Genomic DNA, 21599 nt, shown 5'->3' on the forward strand with positions numbered 1-21599 from the left:
GGGAATTCTTGAATCTGCTTTCTGACAGGCAAACCTGGACGTTAGGGGGTTCCTTTTGCCTGCTGAATGCGCTGAAAATTGGCGCGACTGAAAACGAGATGGGCCTTTGGGCAAGGGAGGATTCGCATGCGCGCCTTGGTGATGGAAAAGGGTGAAGATGGACTGGCCAAGGCCCGGGTTGGCGAGGTGAGCGAAGATCTCTTGCCTGTGGGGGATGTGACCGTGCGTGTGGAGTTTTCAACCCTGAACTACAAGGACGGTCTGTGCCTTTCGGCCAATGGTGGGGGCCTCGTGCGCAATTATCCGCATGTGCCGGGGATCGACTTTGCGGGCGTGGTCGAGGCGTCAACGGATGCAAGATATGCGCCGGGCGACCGGGTTGTGCTGACTGGTTGGCGCGTGGGCGAGGTGCATTGGGGCGGTTATGCCGAAAAGGCGCGGGTCAAGGCTGATTGGCTGGTGCCACTGCCCGACGGAATTTCGGCGCGTCAGGCGATGGCGGTGGGAACTGCGGGCTTTACCTCGATGCTGGCGGTAATGGCGCTGGAAGATCACGGGCTGACACCGGAAAAGGGAGAGGTTCTGGTGACGGGCGCGGCCGGCGGCGTGGGGTCGGTGGCCGTGGCGATCCTGGCGCGGCTTGGCTATCAGGTGGCGGCTGTGACCGGGCGGCCCGAGACGGCGGATTATCTGACCAGCCTTGGCGCAAGTCGGATCGTCGCGCGGGAGGAATTGGCCGAGACGGTGAAGCGCCCGCTGGAAACGGAAACCTGGGCCGGATGTGTGGATGCCGTGGGGGGCGCGATGCTGGCCCGCGTTTTGGGGCAGATGAAATATGGCGCCTCGGTCGCTGCGGTTGGATTGGCGGGAGGCGCCGCTTTGCCGGCGACGGTGGTTCCCTTCCTGTTGCGTGGCGTGAACCTGCTGGGCATCGATTCCGTTATGCGCCCCTATGAGGACCGGGTGCGTGCCTGGGGCCGCATAGCGTCGGACCTGCCGATGGACAAGCTGGAGGCGATGATCCGCCCTGCCGGGCTGTCTGATTTGCCTGAACTGGGGGCCGCGATCCTGAAAGGCGGGGTGCAGGGGCGTGTCGTTGTTGATGTGACGCGCTGAGGCTTGCGGGCGGGCCATTCGCCCGCTACCACTTTGGGTGATCCCGCGTTGCGGGGTCTGGTCGGCGGGGAGACACCCGCCGGTCTGGCTGGAAGACCTGCCGCAGCCTTGGGTTTCCCAGCTGTGCGGCAGCTTGGGCCAAGGGGCGGCACAGAAATGGTGCAGAACATGGCCCTTGATCTTAATTTCGTTCGTTCGCAGTTCCCGGCGTTTCAGTCGCCGGTCCTGTCCTCGCATGCGTTCTTTGAAAACGCAGGAGGCAGCTATCCTTGTCAGCAGGTGGTGGATCGGCTGCATCGGTTCTATCTGGACCGGAAGGTGCAACCCTATGGGCCCTATCCGGGGGCGCAGGCCGGTGGGGCAGAGATGGATGAGGCGCGGACCCGTCTGGCCGCGATGATGGGAGTGGCGCGCGAAGAAGTGTCGTTCGGGCCTTCGACCAGTGCCAATACCTATGTGCTGGCCCAAGCGGTGCGGCAGTGGCTGCGCGGGGCAAATGCCGCGATCATCGTGACGGACCAAGACCATGAGGCGAATTCCGGCGTCTGGCGGCGTTTGGCGGAGGAAGGGATTGAGGTGCGCGAATGGCGGGTTGATCCCGGCACGGGCAGTTTGAACCCGGAAGATCTGACCGATCTGATGGCCGATGGCCGTGTGCAGATGATGGCTTTTCCGCATTGCTCGAATGTGATTGCCGAGATCAATGACGTGGCCGCGATCTGCAAGATTGCCAAGGCGCATGGCGTGCGAACGGTGGTCGATGGCGTGTCTTATGCGCCGCATGGCTTTCCGAACATCCCAAGCCTTGGCTGCGATGTTTACCTGTTTTCGGCCTACAAGACCTATGGCCCGCATCAGGGGATCATGGTTCTGGGCCGTGACTGGGGGATGGAACTGCCGGGGCAGGCGCATTTCTTCAACCACGGCACGCTTTACAAGCGTCATACGCCCGCGGGGCCGGATCATGCCCAGATAGCGGCTTGTGCCGGGATGGCGGATTACATCGAGGCCGTCGCCAAGTCGCATGGAATTATCGGCGATGCGGCCGCGCAGAACCAAGGCGTGCATGATCTGATGCGAGCGCAAGAGGTGGCGGTGATTGCGCCCCTGTTGGACTATCTAGGCAACCGCAATGACCTGCGCTTGTTGGGTCCGGCAGAGGCGGGGCGGCGGGCGCCGACCGTGGCTGTGGAGTTGAACCGCGCAGCGGAGCCTGTGTCAGAGGAATTGGGCCGCCACGGCATTGCCTGCTGGGCGGGGGATTTCTATGCCGTGCGTCCGTTGACCGCCTTGGGGATTGACCTTGAAAAGGGTGTCCTGCGGATGAGCGCCACGCATTACACCGGTGCCGAAGATGTGCAGCGCCTGATTTCTGCGCTGGACCGCGTGCTTTGACGGACATCCCCTTGCTTGCCGATATGGTCGAGCAAGGGGACCGTTTGTGCTATTCTCTCGCTGTGTTGAAATTTGATCAGCCGAATGATCCAACCTTCGGTTCGCCGCGTATCTTTAGAAATCAACCGGATGAGACCTGATGACTTCTTCTCCTCTGCTTCTGTGGTTCCGTCGGGATCTGCGTCTGGACGACAACCCGATGCTGGTAGAGGCCGCATCTTCTGGCCGCCCGATCATCCCGGTTTTCATTCTTGATCCTGAAACTGAAAGCCTTGGGGCGGCGCCGAAATGGCGACTGGGTTTGGGGGTTGAGTATCTTGCAAAGTCGCTGGGGAAACTCGGGTCGACCTTGATCCTGCGGCGTGGGCCGGCGCTGGACGTTTTGGAGACTCTGATCGCTGAGACCGGCGCAACATCGGTTTGGTGGGGGCGTCAATATGATGCCAAGGCTGTCGCGCGCGATGCGGCGGTGAAATCCGCCTTGAAGGCCAAGGGGCTGGAGGCCCGCAGTTTTGCCGGGCATCTGCTGTTTGAGCCGTGGACGGTGGAAACCGGGCAGGGGGGCTTTTATCGGGTCTATACCCCATTCTGGAAAGCCGTTCGGGGGCGTTCGGTTGAAGAGCCTGTCGCGGCGGCGCCGTCAAAGCTTTCCTCGCCCGATCAGATGCCGCGATCTGAGGCGTTGAAGGACTGGGCGCTGGGCGCTGCGATGAAGCGCGGGGCCGCAGTGGTGCTGCCGCATCTTCATGTCGGCGAAGAGGCTGCCTCGGCGCGGTTACACCGTTTCATCGACGAAAATGTCGATCTTTATTCCGAGTTGCGGGACTTTCCGGCGCGGGATGTAACCTCGGGCCTGTCGGAAAACCTGGCTTGGGGTGAAATCAGCCCCCGGCGCATCTGGTATGCAGGCTGGCGCGCGCTGGAAGACGGAGCAAAAGGGGCGGAGCATTTCCTGAAGGAATTGGTCTGGCGCGAGTTTGCCTATCACTTGATGCACCATACGCCGCAGATCACCACTGAAAACTGGAAGCAAGAATGGGACCAGTTCCCGTGGCGCGACGATAACAAAGAGGCCGAATACTGGCGCCGTGGCATGACGGGGGAGCCTTTCGTCGATGCCGGGATGCGCGAGCTTTACGTCACCGGACGGATGCACAATCGGGTTCGGATGATTGTGGCAAGCTACCTGACCAAGCACCTTTTGACCCATTGGAAGGTAGGCTTGGACTGGTTTGCCGACTGCTTGATTGACTGGGATCCGGCGGCAAATGCGATGGGATGGCAATGGGTTGCGGGATCTGGGCCAGATGCGGCCCCCTATTTCCGCGTGTTCAATCCGGCGACGCAGGCAGAAAAGTTTGATCCCCAAAACGCCTATCGCCACCGCTTTGTAGCCGAGCTTTCCCGCACACCGGGCCCAGAGGCGCTGTCGTTCTTTGAGGCGGCCCCCCGGTCGTGGAAGCTGGACCCGAACCGCCGTTATCCCGAGCCGCTGATCGACCTGTCGGCGGGACGGGAGCGCGCTCTTGAAGCTTATGGAGGACGAAACTCGTGAAAGATTGGCGCGCAGATGAGGCTGAGATTGCCGTTGATCCGTCCCGCGATCAGGGCGTTGTTCTGACCACGACCAAGGGCCAATCCGGCTTGCCGCGCTATTTCGGCGCGGCGTTCGAGGTGGCCCGACGTCTGGAAGAGGGGCAATTGGATTTCGTGCTGTCCGATGGGCGCAAATTCCGGCTGGTCGGCAAGAACCCCGGGATTGCTGCTGAAATCCATATTCACAACGATGATTTGTTCGCCCGTCTGGTGCGCGAAGGCGATCTGGGCTTCTGTGACGCCTATCTGGAAGGCTGGTGGAGCACGCCGGATCTTCAGGCCTTTCTGGACCTGATCCAGTTGCCCGCGAATAATGCCGTCAATGACGGCTTTCCAGGGATGCGCCTGTTGCGGGCCTATGAGCGGTTCCGGTTCTGGATGCAGTCCAACTCCAAGCGGCAAGCGCGCAAGAACATTCAGTTCCATTATGATCTGGGCAACGACTTTTATAGTCTGTGGCTGGACAAGACCATGACCTATTCCAGCGCCCTGTTCCAAAGCGGGTCCGAGAGTCTGGAAAAGGCCCAAGAGCAGAAATACGCAAGCATGCTTGACCAGATTGGTGCGGTGCCGGGCGACCATATTCTGGAAATTGGTTGTGGCTGGGGCGGCTTTGCCGAATATGCGGCACGCACGCGCGGGGTTCGGGTGACGGCGCTGACGATCTCGCAAGCGCAATATGACTTTGCCGTGGCCCGCATCGCAAAGGCGGGGCTGAGCGACAAGGTCACGATCAAGCTGCAGGACTACCGCGATGAGCGCGGGCAATATGATGGCATTGCCAGCATCGAGATGTTCGAAGCCGTTGGGGAAGGCTATTGGCCCACCTATTTCGAAAAGCTGCATCAGTGCCTGAAGCCTGGTCGCCACGCGACCTTGCAGATCATCACGGTTCCCGATCACCGTTGGAACACCTATCGCCGCGGCGTGGACTTTATCCAGAAATACATCTTCCCGGGGGGCATGTTGCCCGCGCCCTTCCGTCTGAATGACGAGGCGCGTCGGGCCGGCCTGACAGTGCGCGGCTGGCTTGATTTCGGCGAAAGCTACAGCAAGACGCTGCGGATCTGGCATGAGCTTTTCAATGCCCGTTGGGACGAAATTTCTGCCATGGGCTTTGATGAACGCTTTCGAAGAATGTGGAACTTTTACCTTGCCTCTTGCGCTGGCGCTTTCCGCGGCGGTAACTGTGGAGTAACGCAATTCACAGTGACGCGCCCTGTTTGATCCGGGCGAACGTGCCAGACGGAAGGAAACAGGATGCCAACAGCAGCCAAGTTGGTTGCCGCCTTGCTCTTCGCAGTCATCGCCTATGTCGCGGCGGATCAATATGCGTTCGTGGTTCCTGATGGTCGACCGGCAGGCCCGTTGCGTGAGGTTTCTGCCCTAGTTGGTCTTTTGACGGGTTGGTTCGTGATGGGCGAATTCGTGATGAAGCCGCGCGGAACGGTTGAGGCCATGGGAACGGGGGTGCGCTGCTCGGTGACCTTGGCTTTCGTTGTTCTGGTAATCTATTCGATCTGGGAGATGCTGGGCCGGGCGCTGGATGGCCGTTACAAGGGCCTGCAAGACGCGCTGCTGGATATCTTTGCCCGTGCTTTGGCCTTGGGAACCCCGATCTTCACGCCCGGTGTTCTGGGCGTCCTGCTGCTGGGGGGGCTGCTTGGCGGGGCATTGGCGAAGTTCGCGGCAGATCGCTGGAAATAAGCGGACAGGGTTTCAGTAAATGCCGGTGAGCATGTTTTTCTATGGCACCCTGTGCCATGCGCCACTGCTGGAAATCGTTCTGGGCCGGAAGGTCGATTTGGTCCCCGCAACGCTTTCCGGTTGGGCGGCCCATTGGGCCAAGGGACGGCCGCACCCAATGCTGGTGGCCTCCCCGGCCGGGGTGGTGCAGGGCTTTGTCGTGACAAAGCTAAGCCCATCGGATCAAGACCGTCTTGATTACTACGAAGGTGGTTTTGATTTTCTGACGCGTGAGGTGACGGTCGAAACCAAGTCTGGCCCGAAGAGGGCGCTTGCCTTCTTCACCTCTCCGGGTGTGTTCGAACCTGCAGATCCTTGGGACATCGGGGTCTGGGCGTCACGCTATGGGGATGCCGTGACGGCGACAGCGCGGGACGTGATGCGCCTGATGGGGAAAGTCCCTGCCGAGGATGTTCTGGCCCGCTATCCGATGATGTTGGTGCGGGGCGACAGCCGGGTTCGCGCCGCGCGTGATCCATCGCCCACGGCCTTGCGACGACAGGCAAAAGCGGATGATGTTGCGCTGATGGCCTTTCATCAGCCTTATGCCCATTTCTTTGCGGTGGAGGAATACGATCTGCGCTTTCGCAGGTTCGATGGCGGACTAAGCGCGCCGGTCAATCGGGCGGTCTTCATTTCGGGCGATGCCGTGACGGTTCTGCCCTATGATCCGGCACGGGACCGGGTCTTGCTGGTCGAACAATTCCGCGCGGGGCCATATGCGCGCGGTGATCGCAATCCTTGGTCGCTAGAGGCGATTGCCGGTCGTATTGATCCGGGCGAAACGGCGGAAGACTGCGCCCGCCGAGAAGCGATAGAAGAAGCTGGACTTGCGCTGGGCCAACTGCTGCCTGTGACACAGTTCTACCCGTCTCCGGGGGCAAAATCCGAATATCTTTATAATTTTGTCGCGCTTTGCGACCTGCCAGACGGTGTCGAGGGCGTCTTTGGCGTTGCAGAGGAAGCCGAGGATATCAGAGGCCATCTCTTGTCCTTTGATAAGCTGATGTCACTGGTCGAAACGGCCGAAATCTCAAATGGCCCGTTGATGCTGACAGCCTTCTGGCTGCAACGCGAACGGGCGCGCTTGCGTTCGGGCCAACCCTGCTAGGGCCGGCCCGTTCACTTGGGACGGGTCAGAGGTTCAATTTTACCCAAGCGGCGTTGCGCGCGCTGGACCGTACACAGGCCTCGACGAAGGCGACGCCTTCCACGCCTTCGGCCAGTCCGGGGAAGGTGACTGCCGGATCAACGCTTTGACCGTCGCGCCGGGCAAGAATGGCGCGGGCGGCTTCCGCATAGATATTGGCAAAGCCTTCCAGATAGCCTTCTGGGTGTCCCGGAGGGATGCGCGTCATGCGCGCCGCTGCCGGACCAGACCCTCCGCCGCCACGGGTGATCCGTCGCCGCTCGCCCCCAAGCGGGGTCACGAAAAGGTAGTTCGGGTCTTCTTGTGACCATTCGATTCCGGCCTTGGTGCCAAAGACCCGCAGCCGCAAACCGTTTTCGCATCCCGCCGCCACCTGACTGCACCACAGCATCCCGCGCGCGCCACCTTCAAAGCGCAAAAGCACATGGCCGTTGTCATCCACGCGGCGGCCCGGAACAAAGCTTTGCAGATCGGCAGACAATTCGGCCAGTGTCAGACCCGAAACAAAGCGGGCAAGGTTATAGGCATGGGTGCCGATATCGCCGGTTGAACCGCCTGCGCCGGACCGGGCCGGATCGGTGCGCCAATCGGCTTGCTTCTGACCCGAGGCTTCCAATGGTTCGGCCAGCCAGTCTTGCGGATACTCAACCTGCACAAGGCGGATTTCGCCCAACTCCCCTGCATCGACCATCGCCTTGGCTTGCCGGATCATCGGATAGCCGGTGTAATTGTGGGTCAAGGCAAAGACCACACCACTCGCCTCGGCGGCTCTGGCAAGCTTTTTGGCCTCGGGCAGGCTGTGGGTTAACGGCTTGTCGCAAATGACATGGACGCCGCGTTTCAGGAATTGCATCGCCACCGGGGCATGCATGTGATTGGGCGTGACGATGGCCACCGCCTCGATTCCATCCTTGCGGCGTGACTCGCGCGCGGCCATCTCGGCAAAGCTGGTATAGGCTCGACCCACCCCCAGATCTGCCGCCGAAGCCAGCGATTTTTCGGCGTTGGACGAAAAACACCCCGCCACCAGATCATATTGATCGTCGATCCGCGCCGCGATGCGATGCACGGCTCCGATAAAAGCGTCACGCCCGCCGCCCACCATGCCAAGGCGAATGCGCGGCGCCCGCGCCACATGTGCTGCCGTGATGGCCATCGTCAGAAACTCCCTGTCATTTTCTGTCTTCAAATATCCCGGGGGCAGTGTCTTGGCTTGGCCAAGACACGCTCGGGGGGCAGAGCCCCCCGCCTTTGCCCGGTGTCAATCCAGTCCCAGCATCTTGCGGTTTGCAGCCCGGTCGGTGCCAGCGCCCGCAAAATCGTCAAAGGCCTTTTCCGTAACCCGGATCATATGCGCGCGCACGAAATCTGATCCTTCCCGAGCCCCGTCCTCGGGGTGCTTCAGGCAGCATTCCCATTCCACGACAGCCCAGCCGTCAAAACCATACTGGGTGAGCTTCGAGAAGATTCCACCGAAATCGACTTGCCCGTCACCAAGGCTGCGGAAGCGTCCGGCCCGGTTGACCCAAGACTGGAAGCCGCCGTAAACACCCTGCCGTCCCGTGGGGTTCAGTTCGGCATCCTTGACGTGGAACATGCGGATCCGGTCGTGGTAGATGTCGATATTTTCCAGATAATCAAGGTGTTGCAGCACATAGTGGCTGGGGTCGTACAACATGTTCGCCCGGGCGTGGCCTTTGACGCGATCAAGGAACATCTCATAACTGATGCCGTCATGCAGGTCTTCGCCGGGGTGGATTTCGTAGCACAGGTCCACACCGCAGTCTTCGGCATGGTCCAGGATCGGCATCCAACGGCGCGCCAACTCGTCAAAGGCTTCTTCGACCAGTCCCGCCGGACGCTGTGGCCACGGATAGACATAGGGCCAGGCGAGCGCGCCAGAGAACGTGGCCTGAGCGGTCAGGCCCAGGTTTTTTGATGCGGTCAGCGCCTTCTTGACCTGATCGACCGCCCATTCCGCCCGCGCTTTCGGGTTGCCGCGAACGGCAGGCGCGGCAAAGCCATCAAAGGCCGTGTCATAGGCGGGGTGAACGGCGACCAACTGACCCTGAAGGTGGGTGGAAAGTTCTGTAATTGCGATTCCATTCGCCGCAGCAACCCCGGTGATTTCGTCGCAATAGGTTTTTGAGCTGGCTGCTTTTTCCAGATCAAACAGACGGCCATCCCAACTGGGGATCTGAACACCGACATAACCGCAGTCCGCCGCCCATTCGGTGATGGACTCCCAGCTGTTGAACGGGGCCTCGTCGCCCGCGAATTGCGCCAGAAAGAGCGCCGGTCCTTTAATTGCCTTCAACTATCTTCTCCCTCGGTATCGCTGGCCCGTTCCACCGCTGTCGGCGTCTCGAGGCCCTGCATTTCGGTTTCCGTATTCTTTTCGATGGCCGCGACGACCGCATGGGCCAGAAAATCGCCCGCCCGCCCAACGTCTTCGTGGACGATCAATATCTCGCGGCGGAAGCGGCGCAAAAAGCGGATGGCCTCTTTCGCAACGATGTCGATCTCTTTGCCCAGTGTCAGCCCGGATCGCTCTGCAGCCGAGACCATCGCCATTGCCGAATTGGTTGAGCCGCAAACGATGCCATCGGGTCTGGGGGATTGGGCCAGCCGCTTCATCATCGCGGCTTCGACTTCGGCACTGCCGCTGTCCGAGCTGACCTCGGTCACCACTTCAAAGGTCACGCCTTCTTCGGCCGATTGGCGGGCAAAGCCGCTGATCATGTGCCGGGAATAGGCGTGATGGCGCGGAGGCGGAATGAGGAGCAGCCGCTTTCGGTCGCGTTCCGCAAGGGCTTTGACACAGAGTTCGCCAAAAGCCTCGTTGTCGAAATCGAAATAGGGATGATCCAGCCCCATTTCAGTGCGTCCGTGGGTCGCAAAGGGAAAGCCACGCTCTTGCATGTAGCGCACACGCGGATCGTCCGGCTTTGTCTGGTTCAGAATGATCGCATCGGCGCTTTCGGTTTCGACGATATAGCGGATCGGGTCCATCGGGTCTTGGTCGGGAAAGAACGGTGTGACGATCAGATGGTACGAGGTGCCGCGCAGCGCCGCAGCGATGGCATAAAGCAACCGCGAGGTGTGGTTCATCAGATCGGCCTCGGTCGAGAGCACCAAGGCGATCACATTAGTTTTTCCTGTGCGCAGGCGCACACCGGCGCGGTTTGGGCGGTATCCAAGCCGCTTTGCCGCTTCTCGGACCCGGCGTTTGGTTTCCTCTCCGATGTCGGGCGCGTCTTTCAACGCGCGGCTGACCGTGGCCACGGCATATCCGGTTTCGGCGGCGATTGTCTTGAGCGTGGGGCGCTCATGATCCGAATCAGCCGGCGACGCCAGGGAGTGGTTTTGGATCGCCTCGGTCATGCTTTCCTCCGCTGTCGCGAATCACTGGCCCACGAATGCACCTTTTCGGGGCCCATCGCATCCGCAGAATGCCGCGCTGCAGAGCAGGGCCGGCAAGCCTTGCTTTGCAACAAATAACTGGCGGTTCTGCAATGCGGCATTCTCGTTTCCGGTGTTCGGTTTACTGCGCTGCGGCGGACAATATTCAGGGTTATTGAACGCCCGTGATGAGGGGCTTCACAAGCGAAAAGATTTCTTGATTGAAAAAACTATAACGTTATAGAAAAGCACTATAACGATTTAGAAACCGGGAGGACTACATGAAGACGCTTAAAATCGCCTCGATGCTTGCCGCATCGGTGGCCCTGCCTTTGACCGCTTCGGCGACCGAACTTGAAGTCACGCATTGGTGGACTTCGGGTGGTGAAGCCGCCGCCGTGGCCGAGCTTGCCAAGGCGTTCGATGCTTCGGGCGACAAGTGGATCGACGGCGCCATCGCGGGCGGTGGCGGTACTGCGCGTCCGATCATGATTTCGCGCATCACCGGCGGCGACCCGATGGGCGCCACCCAGTTCAACCATGGCCAGCAGGCGCTGGAATTGGTTGAGGCTGGCCTGATGCTGGACCTGACCGATGTGGCCGAAGCCAACAACTGGAAGGACATTGTCTATCCGCCATCGCTGCTGGATGCCTGCACCGTTGACGGAAAAATCTATTGTGCACCTGTGAACATTCACTCGCCGGAATGGCTGTGGCTGTCGAACAAGGTCTATGAGGATCTGGGCATTCCGGTTCCGACCAACTGGAACGAATTCGTCGCAAGCGCCCCGCAGGTTGATGCCGCTGGCAAGATCCCGCTGGCTCTGGGCAACCAGCCTTGGCAGTCGAACCTCGCTTTCGGTGCCATGCAGATCGCCGTTGCCGGTCTGGATGCATGGAAGGCCGTGAACGTTGATAAGAACATGGATGTCGCGGCTGGCGCAGAATATGCAGCTGTGTTCCAAGCTGCGGCTGATGCCCGCGAACTGGCCCGCAAGTCGACCGTGCAGGACTGGAACCAGGCAACGAACCTCGTCATCACCGATCAGGCCGCTGGCCAGATCATGGGTGACTGGGCGCAGGGCGAATTCCAGGTGGCTGGTGAAGTCGCTGGCAAGGACTACACCTGCTTGCTGGGTCTTGGCCTGAACGAATACATCTCGACCGGCGGCGACGCCTTCTACTTCCCCAAGCTTGACGATCCGGAAAAGGAAGCCGCTCAGAAGCGTCTGGCAGCTCAGCTTGTTTCGCCGGAAGTGCAGGTTGCCTTCAACCTCAAGAAAGGTTCGCTGCCGATCCGCGGCGACATCGACCTTGCTGCTGCGAACGACTGCATGAAGAAGGGTCTGGAAGTGCTGGCTGGTGGCAACATCGTCCCGTCGGGCGACATGAACTGGTCGCCGGACGTCCAGAAGCAGAACGAAGACCTGATGGTCGAATTCTGGAAGTCCGACATGTCTCCGGCTGATGCCCATGCCAAGTGGGTTGAGAACCTGAAGTCGGGTCTCTGATCCCGGCCTAAGCCTTGGGGCCGTCCGCCGAAATGGGGGACGGCCCTTCTTTCCCCACCTTACGACTAGGGAACGATGCGCATGTCTGGAAATGGCAGGCCGAACCGGCTTTTCCGAAATCTGACCGCCAAAGTGGCGGCGTTGCCGATGGTGGCGACGGCACTGGTCATCTTTGTTGGCGGCACCTTCTGGACGGTGCTTTACAGTTTCACCAATTCAAAGTTGTTGCCCAGACTGAAATGGGTTGGGTTTGACCAATACGAGCGGCTTTGGGAAACGTCCCGCTGGCTGATCTCGATCAAGAACCTGCTGATTTACGGCTCTTTCAGTCTGGTGTTCACGATTGCCATCGGCTTTCTGCTGGCCGTTCTGATGGATCAGAAAATCCGCTACGAAGACACGTTCCGGACAATCATGCTGTATCCCTTTGCGCTGTCCTTCATTGTGACAGGGCTTGTGTGGCAGTGGATCCTGAACCCGCAATTCGGCATCCAGCACATCGTGCAAAGCCTTGGCTGGGAAAGCTTTACCTTTGACCCGCTGAACAATCCCGACCTTGTGCTTTACGGCCTTCTGATTGCAGGGCTTTGGCAAGGCACCGGGTTTGTCATGTGTCTGATGCTGGCCGGTCTTCGTGGCATCGACGAAGACATCTGGAAAGCCGCGAGGGTGGACGGTATCCCGACGTGGAAGACCTATATCTATGTCGTTATCCCGATGATGCGGGCGGTCTTTGTGACCACTTTGGTGATCGTCGCCTCGGGCATTATCAAGCTTTACGATCTGGTCGTGGCACAAACCTCGGGCGGGCCGGGCAATGCCAGCCAAGTGCCTGCGATGTACGTCTATGACTACATGTTCCAGGCCCAGAATCTGGGGCAGGGCTTTGCCGCGTCGTCCATGATGCTTCTTTCGGTCCTGATCGTGCTGATCCCTTGGGCCTATCTTGAATTCGGAGGGAAAAAGCGTGGCTGACCTGACCGCTTCTGCCGCCATGACCGGCCCGCGCGGCCCCAAACCGCGCCGTGCGCTGTCTGGCCGCAATATCATGATCTACGGAACCTTGCTGGTGGTTTCCTGCTATTACATCCTGCCGCTTTGGGTGATGGTGATGACCAGCCTGAAGGGGATGCCCGAGGTCCGCATCGGCAACATCTTTGCGCCGCCTGTCGAAATCACATTCCAGCCTTGGGTCAAAGCCTGGGCCGAGGCTTGCACGGGCCTGAACTGTGACGGTCTTTCGCGGGGGTTCTGGAATTCAGTCCAGATCCTGATCCCTTCGGTGGTGCTGTCGATCGCGGTTGCCAGCGTGAACGGCTATGCGCTGATCAACTGGAAGTTCAAAGGATCTGAGGTGTTCTTCACCATTCTGATCTTTGGCTCGTTCATTCCCTATCAGATCATGCTGTATCCGATCGTGATCATCCTGCGGGAAATGGGGATCTATGGCACGCTTTGGGGCCTTGTGATGGTGCACACCATTTTCGGGATGCCCATTCTGACGCTGCTGTTTCGCAACTATTTCAGTTCGATCCCCGAAGAGTTGTTCAAGGCCGCGCGCGTCGACGGGGCCGGGTTCTGGGGTATCTATTTCCGCATCATGCTGCCGATGAGCCTGCCGATCTTCGTCGTGGCCATCATCCTGCAAGTCACGGGCATCTGGAACGACTTCCTTTTCGGCGTCGTCTACACGAAGCCGGAACTTTACCCGATGACCGTGCAGCTGAACAACATCGTCAACTCTGTCCAAGGGGTGAAGGAATATAACGTCAACATGGCGGCCACGCTGCTGACCGGTTTGGTCCCGCTGGTGATTTACTTCCTCTCTGGCAAACTTTTCGTCCGCGGTATCGCCGCAGGCGCCGTGAAAGGCTAAGCGAAGCAATGGCAAACTCAATCGAAGTCAAAGACTTGACGCTTAACTTCGGCGCTATCTCAGTTCTGAAGAAGATGAATCTGGACGTGGCCGAAGGCGAATTCATCGTTCTGCTTGGGCCGTCGGGTTGCGGTAAGTCGACCCTGTTGAATTGCCTTGCTGGTTTGTTGGAAATCTCGGACGGGCAGATTTGGATCAAGGGCAAGAACGTGACCTGGTCTGAACCCAGCGAGCGCGGGATAGGCATGGTGTTCCAGTCTTATGCGCTTTATCCTCAGATGACGGTGCGGGGGAACCTGTCCTTCGGGCTGAAGAATGCCCGGATGCCGCAGGATGAAATCGACAAGCGCGTGGCGCGGGCGGCGGAAATTCTTCAGATCGGGCCGCTGTTGGACCGCAAACCAGCGGCGCTTTCGGGCGGACAGCGGCAGCGTGTGGCCATTGGCCGGGCTTTGGTGCGCGATGTGGATGTGTTCCTGTTCGACGAACCCCTGTCAAACCTGGATGCCAAGCTGCGCAGCGAATTGCGTGTCGAAATCAAGCGTTTGCACGCCAAACTTAACAACACGATGGTCTATGTCACTCATGACCAGATCGAGGCGCTGACGCTGGCAGACCGAATTGCAGTCATGCGCGGGGGCGTGATCCAGCAATTGGCGGCGCCCCAAGAGATTTACAACCGTCCGTCGAACTTGTTCGTGGCGGGCTTCATCGGCAGCCCGTCGATGAACTTCTTGAACGGGTCCACGGTCGATGGAGGCCGCGCCTTTGCCTTGCCGGGCGGGATCAAGTTGGATCTTGCCGAATACGAAGGCGGGGCGGTTGGCGCGCGTGACAAGGCGGTTCTGGGTCTGCGGCCAGAACATCTGGTGGTGCAGGACCACGAAGAACCGGGCAAGACCATTCCGGCGATCGTGGAACTGGACGAGCCGATGGGGGCAGACAGTCTTGTCTGGTTTGCCGCAGGCGGCGGGCAGGTTTCGGTTCGGGTTCCGGTAGAGCGTCGTTTGGCGCGGGGGACAGAAGTACACCTGAAAGTGGATATGACAAAGGCCAGCGTCTTTGACGCCGGGACGGAACAAAGGATCTGATCCATGGATCTCGGAGGAGTTTGGCGCCTGTCGGATACGGCAGGCGGCAAAGAGATCATGTGCGAACTGCCCGGAGATGGTGTCACGGCCTTGCACAAGGCCGGTACTATTCCGGACCCTTATTGGGGGCGTAACGAATACGGTTTGCGGTGGATTGCCGAGCGTGACTGGGTGATGTCGCGCGATTTCACGCATCAAGGCGGCGATGCCGAACTGGTGATTGACGGGCTGGACACTGTGGCCGACGTGCGGCTGAACGGTATGTGCGTGTTGCGGGCGGCCAATGCCTTTCGCCGCTGGCGCGCCCCGGTGACCGGCATGTTGCGGCGGGGCGAAAACCGGATCGAGATCACGTTCCGCAGCCCCGTGACCGAAGGTGCGGCCCGTGCCAAGGCTCAGCCGTTTCCGATCCCCTATCATGAACCGAACTGCCCCATTCCTTTCGGCAATATGCTGCGCAAGCCGCAATGCGATTTCGGCTGGGACTGGAATATCGCGCTGCCCAGCTTTGGTATTTGGGGGGGGATCCGGCTGGAGCCCGCTGCGCCCAAGATCATGGATATTTTCGTCTCGCAACGGCATGAGCCGAACTTGGCCGAGGTTACCCTGCGCGTGCAGTCGACGGGTGAGGATGTGACGGCGACCCTATGCGGGGTCACGGTGACTGCCCCCGTACGGGAAGGCGTGGCCGAAGCGGTGCTTCGCATTCCGGACCCAAAGCTGTGGTGGCCTGCAGGGCAGGGGGATCAACCCTTGCATGTCTTGACCGTCACATCGGGCGGATCGGTCGAGCGTCGGACAATCGGGCTGCGCGATTTGAAATTGGTGTCTGAACCTGACGCTGCCGGAAGAAGCTTTGCCTTCCACGTCAATGGCCGACCTGTCTTTGCCAAAGGTGCGAATTGGATTCCGGCGGATGCGCTGCATGGCCGGATCACGCGGGATGGCGTGCGCGATTTGCTGCAATCGGCGGTGGACGCGCATATGAACATGATCCGCGTCTGGGGCGGCGGACGCTATGAACCCGATTGGTTCTATGATCTTTGCGACGAACTCGGCCTTATGGTCTGGCAGGACTTCATGTTCGCCTGCCATCTTTACCCCTCGACGCCCGAGTTTCTGGCAGAGGTGGATGCCGAAGTGCGCGATGTGGTGGGGCGGATCAATCACCACGCCTGTCTTGCGCTTTGGTGCGGGGACAATGAACTGATTGGCGCCCTTGGCTGGTTTGAGGAAAGCCGCAAGGACCGTGATCGCTATCTGGTGAATTACGACCGCCTGAACCGGACGGTGGAGCGTGCCTTGCTGGACATTTTGCCTGAGGCGAATTGGTGGCCGTCGTCCCCATCGCCCGGACCGATGGCTTTTGGCGATGCCTGGCATGATGACAGCTCGGGCGACATGCATTTCTGGTCTGTCTGGCATGAAGGCCGGGACTTTGACCATTACCGCGATGTCAAACCCCGGTTCTGTTCAGAGTTCGGGTTTCAGTCTTATCCGTCGTTGAGCGCGGTCGAGACATTCGCAGCGCCCGAGGACTGGAATATTGCGGCCCCCGTGATGGAAAGCCACCAGAAGAATAAGGGCGGCAATGCGCGGATCGCCGAGACGATGTTCCGCAATTTCCGCTTTCCGGTGGATTTTCCGAACTTCGTCTATCTCAGCCAAGTGCAGCAGGGGCTGGCGATCCAGACCGCTGTCACTGCGTGGCGTGGGCTGAAGCCGCATTGCATGGGCACGCTGTACTGGCAGTTGAACGACACTTGGCCAGTTTGTTCGTGGTCGTCGCTGGACCACGGCGGCAACTGGAAACTCTTGCACCACATGGCCAAGCGGTTCTTTGCCCCGGTCACGGTTGCTGTCGCGCCGAATGAGCATGGGTTCGATCTTCGGGCGCTGAATGACACGGCGGGGCCAGTCAAACTGACGATCCGGGCGATGGCTGCGAAAATGGACGGCTTGACACGCCCGCTTTCCCAAGTGGAAATCAACGTCGGGGTAGAGGCGGCGGTGCCGGCACTGCACGTCGCAAAGGACGAATTGGCCGAGAACGAAATCTTGGCCTTCACTTGGGACGGCGATGCCCAAGGCGGCGATGTCTTCGCGCCGCTTCCTTGGAAAACATATGACCTGCTGCCTTCGGGCCTGAAGGCAAAGACCGAAACCTCGGGGGAGGTGACGACGCTGACCCTGTCTGTCGAGGTGCTTGCCCCCTTTGTTGCCATCGAAGCCGACCAGCCGGGGCGGTTCTCGGCCAATGCGGTCACGCTTTTCCCTGGCCACCCGGCCACAATCACATTCACGGCGGAAAAGGCTGGCGCAAAACCGCGCTTCACCTACCGCGATCTTCATGCAGCGACCTACGGGCCGCCTGTCCCCCATCGGCACTGAAAGGACCTGCCATCATGTTCTCTTATCAACTCTACTCCAGCCGGAATTTTCCCCCGATGTCGGCAACCTTCGAGATGCTGTCAAAGGCGGGCTACACGGCGGTTGAAGGTTATGGCGCACTTTACGCAGATGATGCTGCCGTGGCGGCAACCAAGGCCGGGCTTGCGGCCACCGGGTTGACCATGCCCACCGGGCATTTCAGCCTGCAAATGCTGGAAACCGAGGTCGAAAAGACACTGGGCATCGCCAAAGCGCTGAAAATGGAGCGGCTTTACTGCCCCCATATCATGCCGGATGACCGCCCAGGCGATGCGGCCGGTTGGCGGGCCTTTGGCGCGCGTCTGGAAAAGGCGGGCGCGCCTTACAAGGCGGCGGGCTATGGCTTTGGCTGGCACAACCACGATTTCGAATTCAAGGCAACGCCCAGCGGGTCGATCCCGCAGGATGATATTCTTGCAGGCGGGCCGTCGCTGGAATGGGAAATCGACGTGGCTTGGGTCGTGCGCGGAGGCGCCGATCCACTGGCCTGGATCGAAAAGTACAAAGACCGGATCACCGCTGCCCATGTCAAGGATATCGCGCCCAAGGGCGAGAATGCAGATGAGGACGGCTGGGCCGATGTGGGCCATGGTACGGTCAACTGGACCGAGATCATGGCCGCGCTGCGCGCCATCGGGGTCAAGCATTTCGTCATGGAACATGACAATCCAAAAGATCACGTGCGCTTTGCCACGCGGTCGATCGCAGCTGCCAAGGGGTTCTGAGCAATGGCAAATCTGGGTCTGGGCATCATTGGATGCGGCAATATCTCGACCAGCTATCTGCGGCTTGCGCCGCTGTTCAAGGGGCTGGAGGTCCGCGCGGTTGCGGATGTGAACATGGAAGCGGCCAAAGCACGCGCGGCGGAATTCAACGTCAAGGCTCAGTCGGTCGAGGATCTGCTGGCCAACAAGGATGTGGATGTGGTCATCAACCTGACCATCCCAGACGCGCATTTTCCCGTGACCAAGGCGATCCTCGAAGCTGGCAAACATGCCTATTCGGAAAAGCCTTTGGTTCTGTCACTGGCGCAAGGCAAGGAATTGCGGGACCTTGCGGCCTCCAAAGGCTTGGCCGTGGGTTGTGCGCCTGACACTTTCCTTGGCGGCGCACATCAGCAAGCCCGCGCCATACTGGATGAAGGCCGCATCGGCACCATCACGGCAGGCTGTGCGGCGGTTCTGAACCACGGGATGGAGCATTGGCATCCGAACCCGGATTTCTTCTTCCTTCCGGGGGCGGGTCCGATGCTGGACCTTGGACCCTATTATGTCGCGAACCTGATCAACCTTCTGGGGCCGGTCAAGCGGGTTGGGGCGCTGACCTCATCGGCGCAGGCTGAGCGTACCATTTCGAATGGTCCGCGCAACGGTGAGAAAGTTCCGGTCAAGACACCGACCAACATCCATGCACTTCTCGAGTTTCATTCGGGGGCAACGATCAACCTTTCGACCAGCTGGGATGTCTGGAACCACAAGCGCAACCATTTCGAGCTTTATGGCACCGAAGGCACCCTCTATGTCCCGGACCCGAACTTCTTTGGCGGCCCGGTCGAGATTGGTCTGAAGGATGGTAGCGTTGAGGTCGTTGCGGCCTGGGATCATCCCTTTGGCGTTCCAAATCAGGAACACCCCGCGCGTGGTCCATTGGCCAATTACCGGACAGCTGGCCTGGCCGATATGGTACAGGCGCTGATCAATGGCCGCGATGCGCGTTGTTCGCTGGAGCGCACGCTGCACGGGGTGGATGTGATGATGGCCTGCCTGACCTCGGGCGAAACCGGTCAGTTCGTCACCTTGACCACGACCTGTACCCGGCCTGCAGCGCTTGGCCCCGATGAAGCGCGGGCGCTGTTGATTTGACATAGGAAAGGGGGGCTTCGCGCCCCCCTTCGGCTTGCGGGCAAAGCCCCCCAGCCGCCCCCCGCGGGATATTTCTAGACAGAAAATGAGGAAAGCGATGGCCCAGAACCCGGTGTTGCGCGGATTTAACCCGGACCCAAGCTTTTGTCGCGTGGGCAAGGATTACTACATCGCGACCTCGACCTTTGAATGGTATCCGGGGGTGCAAATCCATCACAGCCGTGATCTGGTGAATTGGCGGCTGGTGAGCCGGCCGCTGAACCGGGCGGCGCTATTGGACATGCGCGGCAATCCGGATTCTGGCGGCATCTGGGCGCCATGCCTGAGCCATGCCGATGGCCGCTTCTGGCTGGTCTACACCGACGTGAAACGGTTGGACGGCGATTTCAAAGACGCCCATAACTACATCACCACCTGTGAGACGATTGACGGGCAGTGGACCGACCCATGGTATGTGAATTCCTCGGGGTTCGATCCGAGCCTGTTTCACGATGACGACGGTCGCAAATGGTTCGTCAACATGCGCTGGAACCATCGCGGGCCGGGAACTGGGGTTAACCCGGCGCATAACCGCTTTGACGGGATTGAGTTGCAGGAATGGTCGCCAGAGCGGGAACTGTTCGGGCCAAAGCATGACATCTATGCAGGCACGGATCTGGGGCTGACCGAAGCGCCGCATGTCTTTAAGCGCGACGGCTGGTATTATCTGACCGTGGCTGAGGGTGGCACGGGTTATGACCATGCGGTCACGATGGCACGGTCACGCAGATTAACCGGGCCTTATGAAACGCATCCAGGCAAGCATTTGATCACCGCGCGCTTCGCCCCTGAAAACCCGATACAGCGCATGGGTCATGGCCAATATGTGGAAGGGCACGACGGGCGGCACTGGCATTCCTTCCTGTGCGGGCGGCCGCAATCCGGCCCGGATGGCAAACCCTTTTGCGCCACGGGGCGTGAAACCGGGTTGGCCGAAATGGTCTGGCGCGACGGCTGGTTGTGGTTGGCCGCGGGCGGACAGGTGGCGCCGACCGATCTTCCGATTGATGTGGAGCAGATCGCCAGCCCGCCTGTGCGCCGCAAGTTTCAGGGGCCAGACCTGCCGCCCGAATTCCAGTGGCTGCGGACCCCTTATCCCGAGCGGCTTTTTACAATGACCGGAGAGTGTCTGCGCCTGACAGGCCGCGAAAGCCTTGGGTCTTGGTACGAACAGACCTTGGTCGCACGTCGTCAGGAAGAGCCGTCTTATCATGCGTCAGCCACATTCAGGGCCGAGCCTTCGTCGTGGCAGCAAGCTGTGGGCCTGATCACCTATTACAATCGGCACAAGTTTCATGCCGCCCTGATCACCCTGGAGGGCGGACAAAGGGTTGTCAGCCTTGTGTCCTGTCTTGGTGATTGGCCGGGGGAGAAACTGACGTTTCATGGCAGCACAGTGATTGAGGAGGGCGAGGTGACCCTTTCTGTCCGGGTTGATCGGGCCGATCAGCGCTTCAGCGTCAACGGGCGGGAGATTGGCCCGTCCTTGAATGCCGCCCTGGTGTCGGACGAAGGCGGGAAGGGGGAACATGCCAGTTTCACCGGTGCGTTCGTCGGGGTTTGCGCCTTTGATCTGACCGGGCAGGGCTGGCATGCGGATGTGACGGATTTTGAATATGAGAACAAGATTTGATCACATCTTGATTGATTGCCCCAAGTCGCTAAGACTGCCCCCCAAGCAAGGGGCTGGTGATGGAAGCAGAAACGCGCAAGATACCGACCCATGAGGTGACCTATTCCCGCCTGCGGGACATGATCCTCTATGGGCATCTGGAGCCGGGAGCGGCAGTCACCATTCAGGGGTTGGTCTCTGAACTGGAAGCCGGAATGACCCCTGTGCGTGAGGCCATTCGCAGGCTTTCGGCGGAAGGCGCGCTTGAGGCGCAGGGCAACCGTCGGGTTGTGGTGCCGAAGATGACGCAGGCCATGCTGGACCAAGTGGCCTTTGCCCGCCTGACGATCGAACCCAAACTGGCCGAACTTGCCGCCGCTCATTTGACGCCGGGCCTTATAGATCGGTTGCGCAGCATTGATAACCGTGTCGATCAGACCGTTCAGGCTGGCGATATCCCCGGCTATCTTGAATCGAACCATGCGTTCCATTTCTGTCTGTATGAAGCGTCGAATGCGCCGGTTCTGGTCGATATGGCGCGGTCCATGTGGTTGCGATTTGGGCCTGCTTTGCGCGTGGTTTGCGCCCGCTATGGCCGCGATGCCTTGCCTGACCGGCATTTCGATGCCTTGGCTGCCATGAAAGCAGGGGATGCCGCGGCGCTGAAAGCCGCCATCGAAAGCGATATTTCGCAAGGGATCGAACAGGTGCGGATGGCCTTGGAACAGGGCGAAATCTGAGCCTGACCTGCCTTGCGAGAGCGGATATTTCCG

The 21599-nt window shown here is 59.9% G+C and carries 18 protein-coding genes; 15 read left to right on the forward strand and 3 right to left on the reverse strand.

Features of this window, described 5'->3' with window-relative positions; genetic code table 11:
- The first annotated feature begins 126 nt into the window (after positions 1-126).
- The 6 genes from acuI to ACSBLW_RS01265 all read left to right on the forward strand — a co-directional run bounded on the left by acuI (position 127) and on the right by ACSBLW_RS01265 (position 6964).
- A complete protein-coding gene (gene acuI, locus ACSBLW_RS01240; RefSeq protein WP_435258437.1) occupies positions 127-1116 on the forward strand; it encodes an acryloyl-CoA reductase in 990 nt (329 codons plus the stop codon).
- Between the two features lie 168 nt (positions 1117-1284).
- Positions 1285-2511 carry an aminotransferase class V-fold PLP-dependent enzyme gene (locus tag ACSBLW_RS01245; RefSeq protein WP_435258438.1) on the forward strand — a complete coding sequence of 409 codons (1227 nt, stop codon included), beginning with the start codon at positions 1285-1287 and terminating at the stop codon, positions 2509-2511.
- 136 nt (positions 2512-2647) lie between these two features.
- Positions 2648-4066 carry a cryptochrome/photolyase family protein gene (locus ACSBLW_RS01250; RefSeq protein WP_435260003.1) on the forward strand — a complete coding sequence of 473 codons (1419 nt, stop codon included), beginning with the start codon at positions 2648-2650 and terminating at the stop codon, positions 4064-4066.
- 26 nt (positions 4067-4092) lie between these two features.
- Positions 4093-5334, forward strand: a complete 1242-nt coding sequence (locus tag ACSBLW_RS01255; protein WP_435260004.1) for a class I SAM-dependent methyltransferase — start codon at positions 4093-4095, stop codon at positions 5332-5334.
- A gap of 33 nt (positions 5335-5367) precedes the next feature.
- Complete coding sequence (locus ACSBLW_RS01260) at positions 5368-5814, forward strand: TrgA family protein (RefSeq protein WP_435258439.1); 447 nt, start codon at positions 5368-5370, stop codon at positions 5812-5814.
- Positions 5815-5845: 31 nt separating this feature from the next.
- Positions 5846-6964, forward strand: coding sequence for an NUDIX domain-containing protein (locus ACSBLW_RS01265; protein WP_435260005.1), 1119 nt, complete (start codon positions 5846-5848; stop codon positions 6962-6964).
- Positions 6965-6989: 25 nt separating this feature from the next.
- On the opposite strand, the gene ACSBLW_RS01270 is transcribed toward ACSBLW_RS01265, so the two are convergent.
- The 3 genes from ACSBLW_RS01270 to ACSBLW_RS01280 all read right to left on the reverse strand — a co-directional run bounded on the left by ACSBLW_RS01270 (position 6990) and on the right by ACSBLW_RS01280 (position 10387).
- Positions 6990-8159 (reverse strand): Gfo/Idh/MocA family protein, encoded by a 1170-nt coding sequence (locus tag ACSBLW_RS01270; RefSeq protein ID WP_435258440.1) that lies wholly within the window; start codon positions 8157-8159, stop codon positions 6990-6992.
- Between the two features lie 105 nt (positions 8160-8264).
- Positions 8265-9320, reverse strand: coding sequence for a sugar phosphate isomerase/epimerase family protein (locus ACSBLW_RS01275; RefSeq protein WP_435258441.1), 1056 nt, complete (start codon positions 9318-9320; stop codon positions 8265-8267).
- The gene (locus tag ACSBLW_RS01280; RefSeq protein ID WP_435258442.1) at positions 9317-10387 is read right to left on the reverse strand and encodes a LacI family transcriptional regulator; all 1071 of its coding nucleotides are present in this window, start codon (positions 10385-10387) and stop codon (positions 9317-9319) included. The genes ACSBLW_RS01275 and ACSBLW_RS01280 overlap by 4 nt, the downstream gene beginning before the upstream one ends.
- Positions 10388-10686: 299 nt before the next feature.
- Between ACSBLW_RS01280 and ACSBLW_RS01285 the strand changes: the two genes are divergently transcribed.
- The 9 genes from ACSBLW_RS01285 (at position 10687) to ACSBLW_RS01325 (ending at position 21566) form a co-directional block, all read left to right on the forward strand.
- The gene (locus tag ACSBLW_RS01285; protein WP_435258443.1) at positions 10687-11916 is read left to right on the forward strand and encodes an ABC transporter substrate-binding protein; all 1230 of its coding nucleotides are present in this window, start codon (positions 10687-10689) and stop codon (positions 11914-11916) included.
- A gap of 81 nt (positions 11917-11997) precedes the next feature.
- Entirely contained in the window at positions 11998-12891 is an 894-nt protein-coding gene (locus ACSBLW_RS01290; protein WP_435260006.1) for a carbohydrate ABC transporter permease, read from the forward strand.
- Between the two features lie 19 nt (positions 12892-12910).
- Positions 12911-13792 carry a carbohydrate ABC transporter permease gene (locus ACSBLW_RS01295; protein ID WP_435260007.1) on the forward strand — a complete coding sequence of 294 codons (882 nt, stop codon included), beginning with the start codon at positions 12911-12913 and terminating at the stop codon, positions 13790-13792.
- Between the two features lie 8 nt (positions 13793-13800).
- The gene (locus tag ACSBLW_RS01300; protein WP_435258444.1) at positions 13801-14883 is read left to right on the forward strand and encodes an ABC transporter ATP-binding protein; all 1083 of its coding nucleotides are present in this window, start codon (positions 13801-13803) and stop codon (positions 14881-14883) included.
- Between the two features lie 3 nt (positions 14884-14886).
- A complete protein-coding gene (locus ACSBLW_RS01305; protein ID WP_435258445.1) occupies positions 14887-17274 on the forward strand; it encodes a beta-mannosidase in 2388 nt (795 codons plus the stop codon).
- Positions 17275-17288: 14 nt separating this feature from the next.
- Positions 17289-18038 carry a sugar phosphate isomerase/epimerase family protein gene (locus ACSBLW_RS01310; RefSeq protein ID WP_435258446.1) on the forward strand — a complete coding sequence of 250 codons (750 nt, stop codon included), beginning with the start codon at positions 17289-17291 and terminating at the stop codon, positions 18036-18038.
- Positions 18039-18041: 3 nt separating this feature from the next.
- On the forward strand, positions 18042-19175 hold the full coding sequence (locus ACSBLW_RS01315) for a Gfo/Idh/MocA family protein (protein ID WP_435258447.1): 1134 nt from the start codon (positions 18042-18044) through the stop codon (positions 19173-19175).
- A 97-nt stretch (positions 19176-19272) separates the two neighbouring features.
- On the forward strand, positions 19273-20847 hold the full coding sequence (locus ACSBLW_RS01320; protein WP_435258448.1) for a glycoside hydrolase family 43 protein: 1575 nt from the start codon (positions 19273-19275) through the stop codon (positions 20845-20847).
- Positions 20848-20906: 59 nt separating this feature from the next.
- The gene (locus ACSBLW_RS01325) at positions 20907-21566 is read left to right on the forward strand and encodes a GntR family transcriptional regulator (RefSeq protein WP_435258449.1); all 660 of its coding nucleotides are present in this window, start codon (positions 20907-20909) and stop codon (positions 21564-21566) included.
- Positions 21567-21599 lie beyond the last annotated feature (33 nt).

The sequence above is a fragment of the Thioclava sp. FR2 genome, from assembly GCF_051200875.1.
Lineage (GTDB): Bacteria > Pseudomonadota > Alphaproteobacteria > Rhodobacterales > Rhodobacteraceae > Pseudotabrizicola.

Bases quoted from the DNA above. Each gene is read 5' to 3' on its own strand.
- ACSBLW_RS01300 (WP_435258444.1), top strand. From the start codon at position 13,801: ATGGCAAACTCAATCGAAGTCAAAGACTTGACGCTTAACTTCGGCGCT.
- ACSBLW_RS01290 (WP_435260006.1), top strand. From the start codon at position 11,998: ATGTCTGGAAATGGCAGGCCGAACCGGCTTTTCCGAAATCTGACCGCC.
- ACSBLW_RS01260 (WP_435258439.1), top strand. From the start codon at position 5,368: ATGCCAACAGCAGCCAAGTTGGTTGCCGCCTTGCTCTTCGCAGTCATC.
- ACSBLW_RS01270 (WP_435258440.1), bottom strand. From the start codon at position 8,159: ATGGCCATCACGGCAGCACATGTGGCGCGGGCGCCGCGCATTCGCCTT.
- ACSBLW_RS01310 (WP_435258446.1), top strand. From the start codon at position 17,289: ATGTTCTCTTATCAACTCTACTCCAGCCGGAATTTTCCCCCGATGTCG.
- ACSBLW_RS01320 (WP_435258448.1), top strand. From the start codon at position 19,273: ATGGCCCAGAACCCGGTGTTGCGCGGATTTAACCCGGACCCAAGCTTT.
- ACSBLW_RS01305 (WP_435258445.1), top strand. From the start codon at position 14,887: ATGGATCTCGGAGGAGTTTGGCGCCTGTCGGATACGGCAGGCGGCAAA.
- ACSBLW_RS01295 (WP_435260007.1), top strand. From the start codon at position 12,911: ATGACCGGCCCGCGCGGCCCCAAACCGCGCCGTGCGCTGTCTGGCCGC.
- ACSBLW_RS01325 (WP_435258449.1), top strand. From the start codon at position 20,907: ATGGAAGCAGAAACGCGCAAGATACCGACCCATGAGGTGACCTATTCC.
- ACSBLW_RS01280 (WP_435258442.1), bottom strand. From the start codon at position 10,387: ATGACCGAGGCGATCCAAAACCACTCCCTGGCGTCGCCGGCTGATTCG.
- ACSBLW_RS01315 (WP_435258447.1), top strand. From the start codon at position 18,042: ATGGCAAATCTGGGTCTGGGCATCATTGGATGCGGCAATATCTCGACC.
- ACSBLW_RS01245 (WP_435258438.1), top strand. From the start codon at position 1,285: ATGGCCCTTGATCTTAATTTCGTTCGTTCGCAGTTCCCGGCGTTTCAG.
- ACSBLW_RS01285 (WP_435258443.1), top strand. From the start codon at position 10,687: ATGAAGACGCTTAAAATCGCCTCGATGCTTGCCGCATCGGTGGCCCTG.
- ACSBLW_RS01265 (WP_435260005.1), top strand. From the start codon at position 5,846: ATGTTTTTCTATGGCACCCTGTGCCATGCGCCACTGCTGGAAATCGTT.
- acuI (WP_435258437.1), top strand. From the start codon at position 127: ATGCGCGCCTTGGTGATGGAAAAGGGTGAAGATGGACTGGCCAAGGCC.